We start from the raw sequence: 17,827 nt of genomic DNA, 5'->3' as shown, positions 1-17,827 counted from the left end.
TACTTTTAATAATGTCCCCCTGCGGGGGAGATATACTTTTGCGCTTAGCAGCGCACGATTTTCAGCATATTATCAACGGAGGCATCTACCCCACCATTTCTGACAACTTCTGCACGTTCTCCAAGGCTTTCTACGATTTCTTTCTGCTGTTCCGTTGGTTTCAGCACCACTGTTTCATATTCCGCTTCCGGCACAGGAAGTTTTAACTGATCAGAAGTCTTAATATCTGCAATCTCCTTAAACATATTCATCAGTTCCGGAATATTATAAAATCTTGCAAATCTTGACTTTGCACGGTAGCCTGTTCCTTCCGGCGCAAGTTCAATGCTCGTAACTACCTCTCCAAAAGTGGAGGCCCAGGAATCAAACAGTCCCAGTCCCATATTTTGTAATTTACTGTTCTGCAGATACCTCTGCATAACATATAATTCCGTCATACTATTGCTGATCGGTGTGCCCGTAGCAAAGGTAATGCCTTTTTCTCCGGTAATCTCGTCCAGATACTGACATTTATTGAACATATCTGCTGACTTCTGTGCTTCGTTCTGTGCAATCCCGGCTACATTTCTCATTTTTGTATAAAGGAATGCGTTTTTATAGCTGTGTGCTTCATCTACATACAAATGATCCACTCCCAGTTCTTCAAACGTAACTACCTGATCTTTTTTCTCTTTCTGATTCAGTTTTTCCAGCCTTGTCTGCAGTGTCTTTCTGGTCTTTTCAATCTGTTTGACAGTATAACGTCCGCCATCCTGTTCATACCTTGCACTCTGAATCGCCATTTCCAAATCATCAATCTGCTTCCGCAGCATAGCTTCCTGCCTCTCATCAGAGATTGGTATACGCTCAAACTGGGAATGACCAATAATAACAGCATCGTAATTTCCCATAGCGATTCTGGCACAGAACTTTTTCCGGTTCGCCGGTTCAAAATCTTTCTTGGTTGCTACCAGGATATTGGCTCCCGGATATAACTGCAGGAATTCTGCTCCCCATTGCTCTGTCAGATGATTCGGCACGACAAATAAATTCTTCTGTGATAATCCCAGACGTTTGCTCTCCATTGCAGCCGCTACCATCTCGTAGGTCTTCCCAGCTCCTACTACATGAGCCAGAAGCACATTTTCTCCGTAAAGCTGATGTGCAACAGCATTTTTCTGATGCGGGCGAAGCTCTATTTCTGGATTCATTCCTGGGAAAGTCAAATGACTGCCATCATATTCACGGGGACGGATACTGTTAAATCGTTCATTATATACTTTTACCAGCCTTTCTCTCCTCTGCAGATCCTTGAAAATCCAATCTTGGAATGCAGCCTTCAAAGCATCCTGCTTCTGTGATGCCAGCATGGTCTCTTTTTTATTGAGGACACGGATCTCATCACCATTTTCATTGACACTCTTATCGTAGATGCGTACATCTTTCAGGTTCAGGGTATCTTCCAAAATCTTATAGGCATTTGCTCTCTCAGTTCCATACGTTGCATAAGCAAACGCATTTCTCGGACTGTCGGCATTCTTTCCTGTAATCCGCCACTCACCATTTACCTCAGAGAATTTGACCTGTATTTCCTTCTGTGCAAGATACCACGGGGTATGAAGCAGTTCCCGCATAAAGTCCTGATAATCCGATGGTTCAATCCAGGTTGCCCCAATCCTTACTTCTATTTCAGATGCTTCCAGATTTCTTGGCTGAACTGCCTCCAATGCACGAACATTCGGTGTAAATTCCGGGTGGTTCTCTGCAAAAGTTCTTGCTGTATTCAGTTTCTCCCTGACATTGCCTGACAGATATTCATCTCCACTCTCCCACTGATCTGTCAGTGGATTTTTGAAGATAACTCCAACCAGTTCCTCTGTGATTTTTTCTTCTGTTTTTCCGGTCAGCTGTGCCATATAGGACAGATCAACCTTTGCTTTTTCATTCAGAGATAATGCTAATGCTTCTGTCGCAGTTTCTACACTGGTTACTGCCACTGCCTTTTTGATGGTTCGTTTCGTAAACATATCCGCTTTTCGCTTCAATGTTCCATCTTCGTTTAAGTCTTCCAACGAACACAACAGACAATAAGAAGAGTCATCGGAAAATGCACGTTTGTTAGCATTATTTCCAATAACTCCATACTTTGCTGTGTAGGTATCATATACCTGATTCAGTTTCTCCTGCTGTTTCTGGATTTCTTCGTCTGTGACGGATTCCTCCATCTGCATGGCGATCAACTCCCGGACAGTATCACGGATTGCAACCATCCCTTTTACACGTTCTGCAGTAGCGGCAGGCATCTTCACTTGATTCATCAAAGAGTTGACACGGTAATATACCTGATCATCTACCACCGTATAGCTGTAATTTCGGACATTTGGATCTGCTGGAATACTCTCTGGCATCTCATCCAGTTCTGTTTCCACATCTACTGCCGGTACCATGTTTCCATGAATGTTCTTGACCGCTTCTGCAAGCTGGAGTTCAAGGTCAGCACCTTCTATCGGCATACAGGTTGTTTCCATACCATATGGACCCGATACTTCTTTCATCTCACCCAAAATCATTTCAGGATGCTGAACAAAATACTGATTGACTGTAATACCATTGACATCACTATCCAGATTTATCCATTCCGGCATTTCTTTCGTAAGGCTTTCCCTCTTCTGAAAAAACAGGATATCAGCACTGACTTCTGTTCCTGCATTTGCCTTAAAAGCTGTGTTCGGAAGTCGGATTGCTCCTAGCAGATCTGCCCGCTCTGCCAGATATTTCCGGACTTCCGGTGATGCTTTATCCATGGTTCCCTTTGTTGTGATCAATGCAGCCACACCACCTGGACGTAACTGATCTATCGTTTTGGCAAGAAAGTAATCATGAATCATGAAATTGAAGCGATCATACTGACGGTCATTGACCTTGTATGCACCAAATGGCACATTTCCGATCGTCACGTCAAAGAAATCATTGGGATAATCTGTCTTCTCAAAACCTTTGATCTGAATATTGGCATCAGGATAGAGCAGCTTTGCAATTCTGCCGCTGATGCTGTCCAATTCCACACCATAAAGTTTGGACTGGTTTAGATTCTCCGGAAGCATTCCAAAAAAGTTCCCGACTCCCATAGATGGCTCCAGGATATTTCCTTTTGTAAATCCCAGATTCTCCAACACCTGATACATACTGTCAATCACAATCGGCTGTGTATAATGAGCATTTAAGGTGGAAGCTCTGGCTGCAGCATATTCCTCTGGTGTAAGGACTGTCTTTAATTCCAGATATTCTGTCTCCCATGCAGCTTTTGTTTCATCAAATGCATCTGCAAGACCTCCCCAGCCGACGTACCTGGATAAGATTTCCTGTTCCTCTGGTGTCGCATTACGGTTCTCATCCTCACATTTCTTTAACAACTGGATAGCCATGATATTGGCACGGAACTTTTCTTTTGCTGTACCCTGCCCAAGCTCATCATCTGTGATGTGGAAGTTTGTTGCTGGAATCGGTTCTGATATTCCGTTAATCTCTTCCAAAGATTCTTTTTCTTCCGATACCTCAACTTCTCCAGATAATTCTTTTTCTTTTTTATCATAATCTGTCCACACACGATTAGAAACAGCAGTGAAATACGAGGACTCTTCCTCCATTATTTCTTCCCTGATTTCCCGTAATTTATCTAGGGAATCTGCATTTACTGTTTTGTTGTGATAATGATAATAAAGTACTTCTTGTCCAAGTTTTACATCCAGACGTTCCAATTCTTGTGTTGACATTCGATTCCAAATATCATCTTTTTCCGTATGAATCGTGAAACCTTCTCCATCATCATGATATTCTAATGTGTATTGAAGTTGATTCTCTTCTCCCTTAACTTTGCAATCAAAATCATGAATTGTTGTTCTGGTACCAGACATATATTTTGAATCAACTAATTGCAAATCAGTTATATCTTCAGCGGTCAAAGTATCCTGCTCCTGTTGTTCTCCTAACATCTGCTGTGCTTCTTCCAAGTCTGCCAGTTTTTGTGCTTCCTGTCGCTCTTCGTACTTTTCCATTTCCTCCGGTGACAAATAATCATCTGTGCGGATTAACTGGCGAACACGTTCTGCAACTTTGTTCCACTTTAATAAAACTTCTACCTCTGGACTGCCAATTTTCCCTTTTGCAAGTTTTAATCCTTTTGCATCATGGGATGCGTCGGAAGCACCTGCTCCTGGTATTCCGGGTGAAGAACCACCTGTTCCATATTCATTTTTCAAGAACTCAGCTGCATCTTTCATATCATGATGTTCCATGAAATATTCGTAAATCCGGTTACGTCCTCCGGCAGTAATGCCGCCTCTTCTTAACACTGCATCAATTTCATCCTGTGTGATAAAGGATAGTGCCGGTCGCTCTACCTTGAATTGCTGATCCACCCAGGAACGATCCCTCTGGAGATCTTTATAACGCTGGAAATATTCCGGATTATGCTGGATTTCCCAACGATGATAATTACTCGGATTTTCATTCATATCCGCTTGTAACCATTCAAACTGCTGATAGATTTCTTTTTTTCCTTCTGGATCTGTCCAAGCGTTCCGAATGGTATCCTGCCAATCCGTATAAGACCGGTATTCTTCCGTATTTCTATTTGTGTCTCGAAAATGAAGCGCCAGAAGATCTGTCATTTCTTTCTGTTCCTGCTCGATAGCATTATTGGAGATAAGATTATCAACGTAATTTCCTTCCTCATACATATCCCGGATCCTGTCAGCAGCTTCTTCCCACGTAACGATACGGTCAAAGTTTCTTCTTGCAGAGTCACCTCGCCGGATACGGATACCATCGTTGTCGTACCAGATACTGATTTTCTGATTATCTATGGTAAATCCTTTTCCTCCGGTGCCATATTCATCTTTCAGGAAGCTTTGCATTTCTTCATTATCCAGACCTTCGATCAATCTTGCAGTAATATGAAACAGTGTATTTTTCTGCCCACTACCTGTGCGAAGGATATGATCGACTACTTCATCGGAAATAAGAAAAGCGGCCGGCTGTTCTAATGCAGCTGCCGCTTTCCTTATTTCTCCTAACTGTTCCTCTTCTGTTGGGAACAGGCTTAACTGTAAATAATCTCCTGAATTACCAGTTCCTCTGCCTGTGCTTTGATCTGGTTCATGTGTCTGGTCCATGCCATTGTGTCTGCCATCTTGTCTGGTGCCGGATCTTTCTCCAGAAGTTCGTTCATCAGGTTGTCTACTCTCTGTCTTGCCTGACTGTCGATCTCCATCAGATGACTGTCCAGACGGTTCTGCAGTGTCAGAATGTTGAACCTGGCTACCTTGTGATTTCTCAGATACTCTTTCCTCATCATTCCGTACTTCCCGATGGTTCCTCTTGTCTCTTCCAGGCTGATATCTGGAATCTGATACGCTCCGTTCTGGCTGTAACTGATCTCTCTCATAGTCCGTTTCCTCCTTATTTTCTGCTCTATTTTCTGTGTTATTTGTTTTACTTTCACGAATTAACGTGTTAAATTCATTATAGACTACTTCTTTTTCTTTTGCAACCGTTTTCAGGTCATTTTCCAGATCATTCAACACATACCGTCCAATCTGCATCAGGACTGGCCTGCTGATTTCGTTGACTGCACTTCCCAGATGTCCTAATATTTTCAGCTGATTGAAGTCCGTAATATGCCGAAAATCCTCAGCATCCTGATATTCTTGAACGTCTAATCCACAACGATTCATTAAAAGATACCAGACACTATTGGTCATCAGTTCCCGAAATTCGACTTCCTGATTCTGTTCGTCCAGTTCTTCCAAAAATGTCCCTGTTACGTCCATTCTCAGTTCTTCCAATGCATCAGGAAGCCATTCCTGCATACTCTCCTTCGCTGCCTGATGTAAAATTTCTGCAAGTCCACCCTCTGTTTCTTCCAGAGACAACTGCTCCTGCAGATAATCTGCAACCAGCTGTTCTCCTTCCACCGGAAGATTCCATAACTGAGGATCCTTTCCAAGATTCCGCACTTTATAAGTGTCCTGCACATCAAATACATACCGAAGTTTTGTTTTCGGTCCGGAAGTATTGTCAATCAAGGCAATCCCCTTGGAGCCCTTTTTGATCCAGCGGTACATCTTCTGATTCCAGATTTCCATGGATGCTACGGCAGTTGCTTCCGGTCGCTGTGCATAAATTAAAAGCTGTTCTGGAAAAGTGTATTTGTACAGTCTGGATGCCGTGTTTAGGAACCGCATCCATTCCTGCGGACTGGCAGCTACATCTTTTGCCACCTCTTCCGTCAGCTGTTCCATTGCATATAATTTATTTGCCATGTGCTACTCCTTTTCATAAAATCAGGGACTGCTTAGCACAGTCCCCTTAAAATCATCGTTGTTTCTCTTTATAATGCTGCGGCAAGATCTTTTGACTTATTTTTTGGCACTTTGTCTACCTCTTTTGCCTTGATTTCTGCCTTAGCTTTCTCCAATCTTCCATGAATTCCACCTTTTACTTCCGCTTTTTCGGCTACTTTTTCCTTTTCCAAACGTGCTTCCCTGCGCTCAGCATTTTCCATTACTGCTGTCTTTTTGTCACAGAACTGAACCTTATCAGAAAGCTGTTCCTGTCTTTCCACTTGTGTCTCATTGACTTCCTGTACAATCGCATTTAATTCTGGAACCTGAAAAATACCGTTATCCGGGAGAATCAGCACTTCATGAACGGAAGATGGGATGACAAAGTAATCACTTCCCAGGCATTCCCCAATCTGTTTTCGAATATCTTCCTGCAGTAACAGGGAAGCTCCATTCATCTTAGATTCATTGGTAAGGCAGAACATTGGATTCTCCACAGTTTCCATATCCAGTTTTTCATTCAAAAGATTCTTCGGTGTTCCTCCAAAAATCATGGATTCGACAATCTGTGTCATATCCACCAGTTGCACGCCTCTGTTCCTATCTGCCATCATCGCATCTGCCTGAATCTGTTCAACAGATACTCCCCATTCATTCATCAGAGAGATTGTTACGGGAATACTGCTGATTCCTTCTCCATTTTCCTCCAGATTTACTGCATAATAAGCTGCAAAATCTCCGTGTTCTGTGACTACTTTATCTGCCAGACGATCGGTATTCCATTCTTTGTCACAAATTCTTACCTGTAATTTGTCCTTCATCTTTTCATAATCCAGAATATCCGGAACTCCCATATCACAAAATTCTGCTTTACCCTGTGCTTCAATACGCATATCAGCTACATCCCCAACACAAGAATCTACATCTTTCCCATTGATATATTCCTGGTAGAGGGAATCCAGATAGACTGTCGGTACGATTCTCTGATTCCCATTTGGAATTGTAATGCCAGTAAGCTTCAGTCCATTGTTTTTTTCTACTTCCTGAAGTTTAATTTCTGCGTCCCTGTAAGACTCTGGCAGATACTCCTTTACATTGTCTTTGACATATTCATAAAATTCTTTTCTGTTCATCATACGCTTTTACCCCTTTCTGATCATGTGATGGTTCATTCTTTTTCTGCTGATCATCTGCTCGGCTTTCTTCTGATAAGCCATCATTCTCTTTAAAGTTTTCTCCTGGTTTTTTCGTGCTTCCTGTCTTTTTTCCATTGCTTTCATCATAGTTTTCTGTTCCTTTCTGTGATTTTTTGTATGAAAAAGGGAGCCTCACATAGAAGCTCCCAATCATAACCGTTGGTTTCCTTATTTGCTTTTCCTTTTTCTGCAGATATAAAGTCCTGCCATACCTCCTGTGGAGATTACCAGAAGCAGAATCGGCAGCCAGATATTCGTGCTGTCACCTGTTTTTGGTGCATTTGATACCTTTGTCTCTTCATGGGACTGTGGTGTATCCGGTGTGTTCGGTGTTTCTGGAACTACCGGTTTCTCATTTGTCAGATTGAAAGTAACTTCCACGACTGGTGTACTGTCATTCACATAAGCAAATGTCACTTCATGCTTGGTCTGATCCAGTGTGTATCCATCCAGTGTTTTTGTTTCCACCAGATAATACTTGATTGCTGTATCATATTTGCCGTTCTTAAATGTGGCAATCTCATACAGCTTACTTTCTGCATGACCGGCAGCGTCTGTCTTTAAGGTTTCCAGAACCTTTCCTTTGCTGTCACGGAGTTCAAATTCTACCCCTTTCAGCGGTTCTCCTGACGATTTATCTGCCTTATTGAGAATCACTTTTCCCTTGGCAGTATCATCTTCCATAGCTACTTTCTGAATTTCTCCGGTATCCTTCACCTCAAATGTCACATCAGATGTCAGAAGATATCCTTTCGGTGCCTGCTCTTCACGTAAGGTGTATTTACCGATTGGCAGTTTTTCGATATAGTGTGCTTCCTCTGTGGAAGTCCAGCTCTCTACTACCTGATCATCCTTATCGAGAATTGTCAGTTTCGCACCCGGAATCTCTGTTTCTCCTGTGATATCCGTCTTACTGATCTGTACTTTTGTCACATCATCTTTCATCTCTACTTTCTGAATCTCGGCCGTATTCTCTACTGTAAAGGTAATACTTTCTGCAGTGACATATCCATCTGCCGGTTTTGTCTCTGTCATAGTGTATTCCTTACCAACAACCAGTTCTTTGATCACATGGGATTCTTCCGTAGAAGTCCATTCATCCACTGTATTGCCATCTGAATCCGTCACTTTCAGGTGTGCACCAGGAAGTTCTTTACCTGTTGTCAGGTCTGTTTTGGTCAGCTCTACTGTGGTCGGCTGATTTTCAAAAGTAAAGTCGTAGCTTACTTCTGCCTGGTCTTCTCCGGCATATTCAAAGGTAAATTCCTGTACTTCTTCTGTTGTAACAAATCCGTCCGGCGCAAAGATCTCTTTCACATAGTATTTTCCGTCTACCGGAAGATCTGCCGTAAAAGTGATCTGTCCTTTTTCATCCGTTACTCGTTGCTCGATCAAACTGTCTTTCTCAAGGAGTACCTCGCCCTTTGCATTTTTGATATCTTCACTGGTATAAAGGCCGAAGACACCACCTGCAAGGACACGGTCTGTATCTTTTTCTTTCTTCAGAACCGTAACCTTTACTTTCTGACGGGCATTCTGCCATTTCTCATCATAAGTGATAACTGGTGTGTCCTGATCACGGTAGGAAAGGTCAACATATCTCGGTGCTCCGTCCAGCACATAACCATGGGCTGTTTTTACTTCCTTCACATAGTATTTTCCAGCCGGGAGAGCTCCCATCTGTGCAATACCATTGGAATCTGTGGTAATGGTTCCCACTTTTTCATCGGTTTTGAAATAATCTTCACTGACACCATCTGCCGCTTTAATATCTTCCGCAGCAAATACATCGAACGTCACATCTGTAAGGCTTCCGGTTACATACTCAAAAAGATGCTCCACGGTACCTTTTACATGATCCAAAAGTGTCACTTTATCCAAAAACTCTCCATTTTTGTTGATGATCAGAAGTCCTGTCGGTACTTCATCTTTCATCTCTACTTTCTGAATCTCGGCGGTATCTTCCAGAGTGAACTTCACATCCGTTGCCTTCAGATATCCATAAGGTGCCATTTCCTCACGAAGAGTGTATTCCTCTCCAACTGTCAGGCGTTTGATCACATGTTGCTGATCTTTTACAGACGTCCACTGATCCACAACATTTCCTTCTTTATCAAGAACGGTGAGTTTTGCCCCATCCAGCTCCACACCTGTTGTTACATCAGATTTCGTGATTTCTACTGTTGTCGGCTGGTTCTTTTTCACAGTTTTCAGTTTTACTGTCTTCACATCCTGTCCCTGGTAAGAAGCATCCAGATTCAGAACTTCATCAGAGGATACAAATCCCGCCGGTGCCTTTAACTCTTTCACATAATACTGTCCAGGTGGCAGATCCAGCGTACATGCTGCAAGTCCATCGTTATCAGAAGTCATTTCCTGTAAGAGTGTGTCTGCTTTCACGATTACTTTTCCATCTGCCTTGATATCCGCTTTGTTATAGATACCAAAGACAGCTCCTGCTACGGTTGCACCATTTTCTGCATCCTGTTTTTCTACCTGGATTGCAACTTTCTGGCGGTCATCGCCAACAGTCACTTCCTGTTCGATCACAGGTGTATCCTGACTGGCATAGACAAATGTGACATCTGATCTGTCATGGTTCAGGACGAATCCTTCCGGTGCAGTCTTTTCTACCACATAGTAAGAACCAAGCGGCAGATTCTCTGCAACTGCTTTTCCGTCTTCCCCGGTCGTTACTGTTATTACCAGTGCATCTTTTGCATAGATCAGCTGTCTGTTTCCGTTTTCATCTTTCTGATAATCCGGTGTATAGATATTTTCAGCTGCATAGACATTAAATTCCGCACCCTTCAGGTATCTTTCTTCATAAACAAAATCCTTCTTGAATCCGGTCAGCATTTCACCTTTTTTATAGATCGTCAGCTTTCCTTTTACCGGATGGTTCTCGTAATCTACCGTAATAATGGCATCTCCGCTCTCAGAATCCATCTGGTATGCTGTGTTTGCATCCACCGCAATCTCTACATAGTTCTTATTGATTGTGTACCCTTCCGGTGCATTAACTTCCTCAATCCGGTAATGTCCGATCTTCAGATTCTTCGGCATGATCAGATATCCCTGGCTGTCCGTAAAATAGGACTTGTGGGTTGTTGTCACTGGGTAAGTTGTTACCTGTTCCACATACTTCTTGTTGTCCAAGTCGTACACTTTAAATTCTGTTCCTGCAATCAGGACGGATTTCTTTGTTTCATCGTCTTTTTTCACGATTTTCAGTTTTGCCTTAAACTCTTCATCCAGAAGCACTCGCCAGATCTGTGGCTCATTTGGATGATGCTCTGTGATATTCACTTCAAATTCATCGACTGGCTTGTAGTTGTGCGGTGTTGTTGTCTCACGCACGATATAGCTTCCAAATGGTAATGGAATACTGCAGGCATACCCTTTTTCATCTGTGAAAATCTCAGTTGCTCCATTTTCTCCACTCACTACTGGTTTTGCAGAATCAAAATCATAACTTCCATCTGCTTTTTTTGTAAGGGAAGATTTCAGATAAACTGTAAATCCAGCTCCGGATAACAGATCTGCATCTGTCTTTCCATTGTTGGCTGCTTTAATGATCTGGAATGGCTGCTTGATGACCTGCTCACTGGAAGTGCACTCTCTTTTTACTTCTGCTGTCATATCTCCTTCATAACTGCACGTAAGATCATGCTCTTCTGTGTCTGCCAGGTATCCGGTCGGAGGTGTGATCTCTTTGATATAATATTTGCCAAGATACAAGCCATTTACAGAAGCCTGTCCTTTGTCATCTGTTGTAAGAGAAGCTACCTGTTCTCCTGCTTTATAAATAGTTCCGGTTGCTCCGTCCGGATGCACAATATCTTCACGGGCATACAGACCATAAACTGCACCTTTCAGTGTGGCATCTCCCTGTGGTACTGCTTTTCCTGTTTCTTTATCAACTTTGAATAAATTGATCTTTGCTGTCACACGGTCATTGCTGAAGATATGAGCAAATGATACGGTTGCTTCTTTATCATTGGTGTAAGAAAACTTGAACGTATACACATCTTCTGTATTTCTTACATAGCCTTCCGGTGCCTGATCTTCTTTTACAAAATAGGAATATCCAATCGGAAGATCTGCTGTGAATTTTGCAGTTCCATCTGCGCCAGTAGTTGCTTTCTCAATCAATGTTCCTTTTTTCACAACAACGGTTCCGTCTGCATTTCTAATATCATCGGATGCATACAGAGCAAAAATACCGCCATTCAGTGGTTTCTTGGTGTCTTTATCCTGTTTTACTACGGAAACAGCTGCTTTCTGTCTCTCGTTGTTAAAAGTCACATCTGCAAATACAACTTCTTTATTCTGTCCGGCATAGGTCAGAGTCACTGACTTTTCTTCACTGCCGTTATAGAAATTGTCTGGTGCTTTTGCTTCTTTTACCACATAGGTTCCAAGATGCAGGTTCTTCAGTGTAACAGAACCATTCTCTCCCGTAGTCAGGTTCTCTTTTACCAGATCACCTTTGCTGTACACTTTTGTGCCATAAGCAGTTACGATATCCGCTCCGGCATACACGTTATATACTGCATTTTTCTGTCTGCGGTTTTCATACTGAAATACCGTTCCATTTTCACTGACATCTGCTCCGGTAAGAACCTGTCCTTCTTTGTAGATGGTAAGCTCTGCCAGCTGTTCCTTATTTTCCACAGTTACCGATGAAGTCTTACTTGCTGCCAGTTTTACATTTGTTACCGTTGCATTTACTACATATCCCTGTGGTGCTGTGATCTCTTTCAGATAAACGGTATCCTGTGTCTTGATGATCGTAACAGAGGATTTTCCATTCTTATCTGTTGCCGGCATCTGAGTGATCAGCTTTGTACAAGCCTCATCGCTGTAAACACCAAATACTGCACCAGAAAGATTGACATCCGCTATATCGCCTTTCTTTACGATTTCGATCGTAGCCTGCTCAATCCAGGACACCTTTAAGCTTACATATTTTTCATCAGCAACACCTTCTCCAAACACAAATGCCAGATCCTGAACACTTGCATTCGTAGTCAGTTTATATGCTGAATAATCTTTTGTAATACTTCCCTTCATTTTTGCAGAAAAAGTAGCACTTACATCTTTTGTCTGTGTCAGAGGTGCTGAAAGATAAAACGTGGTTCCTCCTCCAATTGTTACGCTTGCACCTGCCGCACTTACATTTCCAGTAGATACATTATGGAGCTTTACTCCTTTTGGTAAGTCCATTGTAATTTTCTGCTGGGAAGATGCGTTGAACTTAATGTTCTCCGTTCTCTGAACATTTCCATCTACATAAGCCTTTACACTCGGCTTTGAAAATGACATCGCTACATCTGGTATTTCCGGCTTATTCACACAATAATTATAAAGTTCTTTTGCCAAAGCCTCGCCTGTAGCATTTGTTCCATAGAATGCATCACTGCTTCCATTGGCATACGATGCAGCCATGTGAATAATGATGAATCTTTTTCCTTCTGAGAAATCCGTGTGTTTATTCGCAAAAAAGCTTTCGCTCCCTGCGGCATCTGTACCGTAATAACACACTTTTGCTAACGCCTGATTGTCCCCGATCTTTGTGATTGTATAATTTCCAGATCCTGGTCCTGGTTTTGCTGGCTGTACACAATACGCAGTTGCTCTGACGCTTCCGTAGCTGATATAGTACGGCTCTGTCAGATACGTTCCAAGATTATAATCTGCATATCTATACAGTGGTCCTTTTTCAATTGTCACCTGCTGTGTACTTCTTGCTGAATAAGCCGAAACTGCTTCAAATGTTGCAATCTCTCCCTCTTCCATAGCATCAAGATCCACGCCTTCTTCTCCTGCCTGTTCCAAAACATCATGAAGCTCTAACCCTGATTCTTCATCATAGGTATCCTGATTCTGTGCCTGCTCTACGAAATCATCAAATTCATCAGCGTCAATATCGGTAATCTCCGAGTCTGCTTCTGAATCCTCCGCTTCCTCTGTCTGCTGTTCACTGCCAGTTGTTTCGGATTCGGTCATTGCTTCACTCCCCGCCGCCTCTTTCTGCGCTTCTGTTTCTTTCTCACGCACAATCAGTTTTCGGCTGATCTGGTACTTCGGATGCTCCTGATTTACCGGTTCCACATAATAGACCGCTTTGTAAGTGTCCGCATGATCTGTCGTAAAATCCTCATTCTTATCATTCTTTGCTTCCTCAAATGTGACTTTAACCTTGTTATCATCCTTGATTTCCAATCCGGTATAATCTGATTTCACATCAAATACACTGCCTGTTTCGATTTCATAGTCTTTGGCAGTCACCACCTCATCTTCATCCAGAAGGTCTTTCACTTCCTCATAAAGTGGAGGTTTCTCCTCTGGCTGGATCTCCGCTGCATATGCAGTCATCGGAGATAGCACTGTACTAAGCATTGTCATGCCTGCCAGCAAGCCAGATACTACTTTTCTAAAATTACCTTTTTTCTTCATGCTAAGGTCCTCTCTTTCATATATTTGTATTAAAACAGACAGTCCTTAGACTGCCTGCAATACACTACTTATCGTTGTGGGAAAATCAGATTGAACTGTACATTTCCCTCTCCGGGATCAACCATCTCCACAGTTGCTTCATACTGTCTCCCTGTTTTTCTGGATACCAGATCCTTATAATGGATTTTTCCTCTAGACAGAAATTTCTTTGCTGTCGCCTTATTCATCCTTTTCCCCTGGCTTGCAAGGAATTTATCATTCTTCCACAAGGTAAAAGCACAGTTCCGGTCAGAACAGTAAAAGTTTACTTTTCCTTCCCGGACATCTGCTCCACAGCGGGGACATTTGCCAATGACTTCTCCTTTTGCCTTTCCCTGAAACTGATTTTTCTTCTCTTCTGAAATACCCTGATACCTGGCAACCAGTTCCTGCATCAGTTCTTTAATCCCATTTAGGAATTCATCTGCTGTCTCTGTATTCTGGGCAATGTGATTCAATGCCATTTCCCACTCTGCGGTCATCTTCGGAGATTTAATCTCGTCCGGCAGAACCGTAATCAGTACATTGCCATCATCTGTCGGCACCAGATTTTTCTTTTCTCTTTTCACAAAACCAGACTGAATCAGTTTTTCAATGATTGCTGCCCTTGTTGCCGGAGTACCAAGTCCTTTCTTTTCCGTATCTTCGGTCAGCTCTTCATTCCCTGCACGTTCCATTGCAGAAAGCAGGGTATCTTCTGTGTACTGTTTCGGTGGCTGTGTAAAATGCTCCGATACAAAAGAATCACAGGGACCATAATGCTTACCTGCCCAGATATCCAGCTCCGGCTCTTCTTTCTCAATCTTTACTCCAAAGAACTGTTTTAATTTATTTTCGATTGCCTTGAATCCTTCCTGCTTTGTTTTCTTTGCTGTGAAATAAAACGTATGATAATTACAGGTAATCTGGCATTTATGGCTCTCATAAATATAAGGATCTGCAGTTGCTGTCAGTACCCTGGCACTGATCAGATACAAAATCTTGCGGTTTCGTTCTTTCAGTTCACCAATATCTGCTTTGGCTATTTCCATGGTTGGGATAATCGCATGGTGATCGGATACTTTCTTTGAATTTAATACCTTACTCACGTCTGGTTGATATTCCAGACCTTCAGCATAAGGCATTTTCCCAAGTAACATCTGAATCAGTGTTTCAGTGCTTTCTCCCATCTCATCTGTCAGATACTGGCTGTCTGTTCTCGGATAAGTGACCAGCTTCTGCTCATACATCTCCTGCATGGCATCCAATGTCTGCTGTGCGGTATAACCAAACATTCTGTTTGCTTCCCTCTGCAGAGTGGTCAAATCATAGAGCTTCGGAGGACGAACCGTTTTTTCTTTCACATCATCCTTTTCCACTTCGCACATACGCTCCATACAGTCCGCAGCCACTCTATCTGCATCCTCTTTTTTCTGAAAATGCTCTGTGACTGCATCCATCTCGTCAAACTTGATATGAACCATATAATATTTTTCTTTGGTAAATTCCTTGATCTTCTGATTTCGATCCACGATCATGGCAAGTGTTGGTGTCTGTACTCTTCCAACTTTCAGATTCTGGTTATACAGAACGGAAAAAAGACGGCTCGCATTGATTCCCACCAGCCAGTCTGCCTTTGCCCTGCAAAGTGCTGACTGATAGAGACTGTCATAACACGAACCGTCTTTTAATGACGCAAATCCATCTTTAATTGCCTGTTCTTCCATGGAAGAGATCCAGAGCCGCTTCATCGGCTTTTTGCATCCTGCCTGCTCATACACCAGACGGAAGATTAACTCTCCTTCACGTCCTGCATCAGTAGCACAGATCACTTCATCTACTTTGGAATCTCTCATCAGTTTTTTCAAGATTCCGAACTGCTTCTTTGTGCCCTCCAAAACCTTGTGTTTCCAACGTTTCGGCACAATCGGCAGATCTTCATATTTCCATTTTTTATATTTTTCATCGTATTCCGATGCATCACATAATCCAACCAGATGTCCTACGCACCAGGAAACGATATAACCGTTTCCCTCCACGTAACCATCTTTTCTTGTTCTGGCTCCAATCACGGAAGCCAGTGCCATCGCAACCGATGGTTTTTCCGCAATCACTAATTTCATTTACTCATGCTCCTCTTCTTCATCTTCCAGTACATCATCATTGAAATCTTCATCTCGCAAGATTTCCGGTTCTGTACTTTCTTCCTGCTCATCTGCATCGTCTACTTCCCGTTTTTCTGACTCTGAATCTTCGGATTCATCTTCATCCTCTTCCATCTCATCCTCGTCATCATATTCATGCTTTGGTTTATAGACTTTGAAGTAATATCCTCCTGCCACAGCTCCTACTGCAACCAGTGCAATCAGAAGATACGTTCCAATTGGACTTTTATCTTCTGGCATCTGAATGTCATCCTCTACCTTATCTTTCTCAGCTGACCCTGTCGTTTCCGGCTTTTCTTCTTCAGCCTGTTTCTCTGGTTCTGCATAAACAGTATCTACTTCCGGAAGTGTCACCGAATCAGAAAGTGTGAAGTTCATCAGATCTTTCTCGCTGACTTCGGTAAGGAAATACACATTATCCTGAGATTTTGAATTGTCAATAATCAGATAGAAAATCTTACCACTCTTAGTTGAAATGGTATAAAACTCTTTTGTGCCTTCCGTAGCTGTTTTGGTAACAGAATCTGCTGTCTCTCCTTCTTTATTAAGCTGCTCCTCAATACCTGTCACTGTCCGATCATCCACAGTTCCTTTTGCATCTGTCGGCTCAGAAGCTTGTGCATCCTGCGGAAGCGGAGAAGTCGTTGTTTTCTCAGTCCCAGTTGCATCTGCACTGGTCGTAGTTGCCATTGCGCCATTACTGTCACTGGAGGTTTTCTGTTTCTCTGCCTGCTTCTTTGCCCATTCATAATAAGGATTCTGCAGTACATACTTCTCAGAAGTATTTCCGGCACCATCCGTTACCGTGATTTCAATCTGTTTTGTTGTAAAATCTTTCTGTGTCAGTTGCACTCTCAGCATTCCATCCTTCAGATCTGTATAAGTGGTGCCATTAACTGTCACAGAAGCAATACCGGAAACGGTATCATTTCCCTGAATCGTCAGTATGCCATCTGTCAGGGAAGCAGAGAGTGTCGGCTTTTCCGTATCATAACACTTAATAGAACGATTCTGCTCATACACCTTTCCATCACCATCTGTCACACGCACGTACACTATCTGATTTCCTGTGATCGTGATACTTCCGCTTCCAGTTACATCCTGCCAGCTTCCATCTTTTCCTGCTTTTGCTTCAATCTTTGCTATTGAGAAACCTTCCGGCATATGACTGGCATCTACCGTAACAGCAATGCTTGTTTCGCCCTGTTTCCAGCCATCCGGTTTCTCAATCGTGATTGCAGGTGTGGTATTCTCAGCTGCATAAGCAGTCTGTGTCTGGAGCAAAGGTGTTGTCAGGCAAAGAAATGTCGTTGCTGCAAGCAGACTCTTTTTCACCCTGCTTTTAGTAGTTGTTCTCTTCTTCTGTTTCATTTTTTCCAGATTCATCATCGGCTTTTATTTCCTCCTTCTGTATTTCTACCCTGCCGGGCAACCCATTTTTCATTTTCTTTTTAAAAGCTTCCAATTCCGGAATACTCATATCCATTGCGCGGATAATTCTTACAATTTCCAGATTTTCCGCTTCTGTTTTTGCAATCTCCGCAGCCTTGAACCGCTTTAAATCTGCTTCATATCTGGCTTTGGATGCTTCCATTTTTTCCTTGGCTTTCTCATAATCTGCCGTTGCTTTTTCAAGATTTTTCATCTCTTCTCCTTTCCGGGC

General features: G+C 42.5%; 7 protein-coding genes. All 7 read right to left on the bottom strand.

Going from position 1 to position 17,827, the window contains the following annotated elements:
* Positions 1-44: 44 nt before the first annotated feature.
* Positions 45-6,302, bottom strand: coding sequence for a helicase-like domain-containing protein (locus tag AC27EF_RS07530; RefSeq protein ID WP_487110035.1), 6,258 nt, complete (start codon positions 6,300-6,302; stop codon positions 45-47).
* Positions 6,303-6,370: 68 nt separating this feature from the next.
* Positions 6,371-7,459, bottom strand: coding sequence for a DUF5688 family protein (locus AC27EF_RS07525; protein WP_257465285.1), 1,089 nt, complete (start codon positions 7,457-7,459; stop codon positions 6,371-6,373).
* A gap of 6 nt (positions 7,460-7,465) precedes the next feature.
* Positions 7,466-7,606 (bottom strand): hypothetical protein, encoded by a 141-nt coding sequence (locus AC27EF_RS07520; RefSeq protein ID WP_166460071.1) that lies wholly within the window; start codon positions 7,604-7,606, stop codon positions 7,466-7,468.
* Between the two features lie 81 nt (positions 7,607-7,687).
* On the bottom strand, positions 7,688-13,981 hold the full coding sequence (locus AC27EF_RS07515) for a SpaA isopeptide-forming pilin-related protein (protein WP_487110033.1): 6,294 nt from the start codon (positions 13,979-13,981) through the stop codon (positions 7,688-7,690).
* 68 nt (positions 13,982-14,049) lie between these two features.
* Positions 14,050-16,122 carry a DNA topoisomerase 3 gene (locus AC27EF_RS07510; protein WP_487110031.1) on the bottom strand — a complete coding sequence of 691 codons (2,073 nt, stop codon included), beginning with the start codon at positions 16,120-16,122 and terminating at the stop codon, positions 14,050-14,052.
* Positions 16,123-17,553, bottom strand: a complete 1,431-nt coding sequence (locus AC27EF_RS07505) for a CD1107 family mobile element protein (protein WP_330671362.1) — start codon at positions 17,551-17,553, stop codon at positions 16,123-16,125.
* Positions 17,507-17,809, bottom strand: a complete 303-nt coding sequence (locus AC27EF_RS07500; protein WP_118758674.1) for a DUF4315 family protein — start codon at positions 17,807-17,809, stop codon at positions 17,507-17,509. The genes AC27EF_RS07505 and AC27EF_RS07500 overlap by 47 nt, the downstream gene beginning before the upstream one ends.
* Positions 17,810-17,827 lie beyond the last annotated feature (18 nt).

The organism is Anaerostipes stercorihominis (genome assembly GCF_057535655.1).
Note: the sequence above shows the minus strand (reverse complement) of the source record. Positions and strands in the feature narration are given on the sequence as shown.

What these genes read in the sequence shown, in the direction of transcription:
- AC27EF_RS07530 (WP_487110035.1), bottom strand. Translation starts at nt 6,302, where the DNA reads ATGGCAAATAAATTATATGCAATGGAACAGCTGACGGAAGAGGTGGCA.
- AC27EF_RS07510 (WP_487110031.1), bottom strand. Translation starts at nt 16,122, where the DNA reads ATGAAATTAGTGATTGCGGAAAAACCATCGGTTGCGATGGCACTGGCT.
- AC27EF_RS07500 (WP_118758674.1), bottom strand. Translation starts at nt 17,809, where the DNA reads ATGAAAAATCTTGAAAAAGCAACGGCAGATTATGAGAAAGCCAAGGAA.
- AC27EF_RS07525 (WP_257465285.1), bottom strand. Translation starts at nt 7,459, where the DNA reads ATGATGAACAGAAAAGAATTTTATGAATATGTCAAAGACAATGTAAAG.
- AC27EF_RS07505 (WP_330671362.1), bottom strand. Translation starts at nt 17,553, where the DNA reads ATGATGAATCTGGAAAAAATGAAACAGAAGAAGAGAACAACTACTAAA.
- AC27EF_RS07520 (WP_166460071.1), bottom strand. Translation starts at nt 7,606, where the DNA reads ATGATGAAAGCAATGGAAAAAAGACAGGAAGCACGAAAAAACCAGGAG.
- AC27EF_RS07515 (WP_487110033.1), bottom strand. Translation starts at nt 13,981, where the DNA reads ATGAAGAAAAAAGGTAATTTTAGAAAAGTAGTATCTGGCTTGCTGGCA.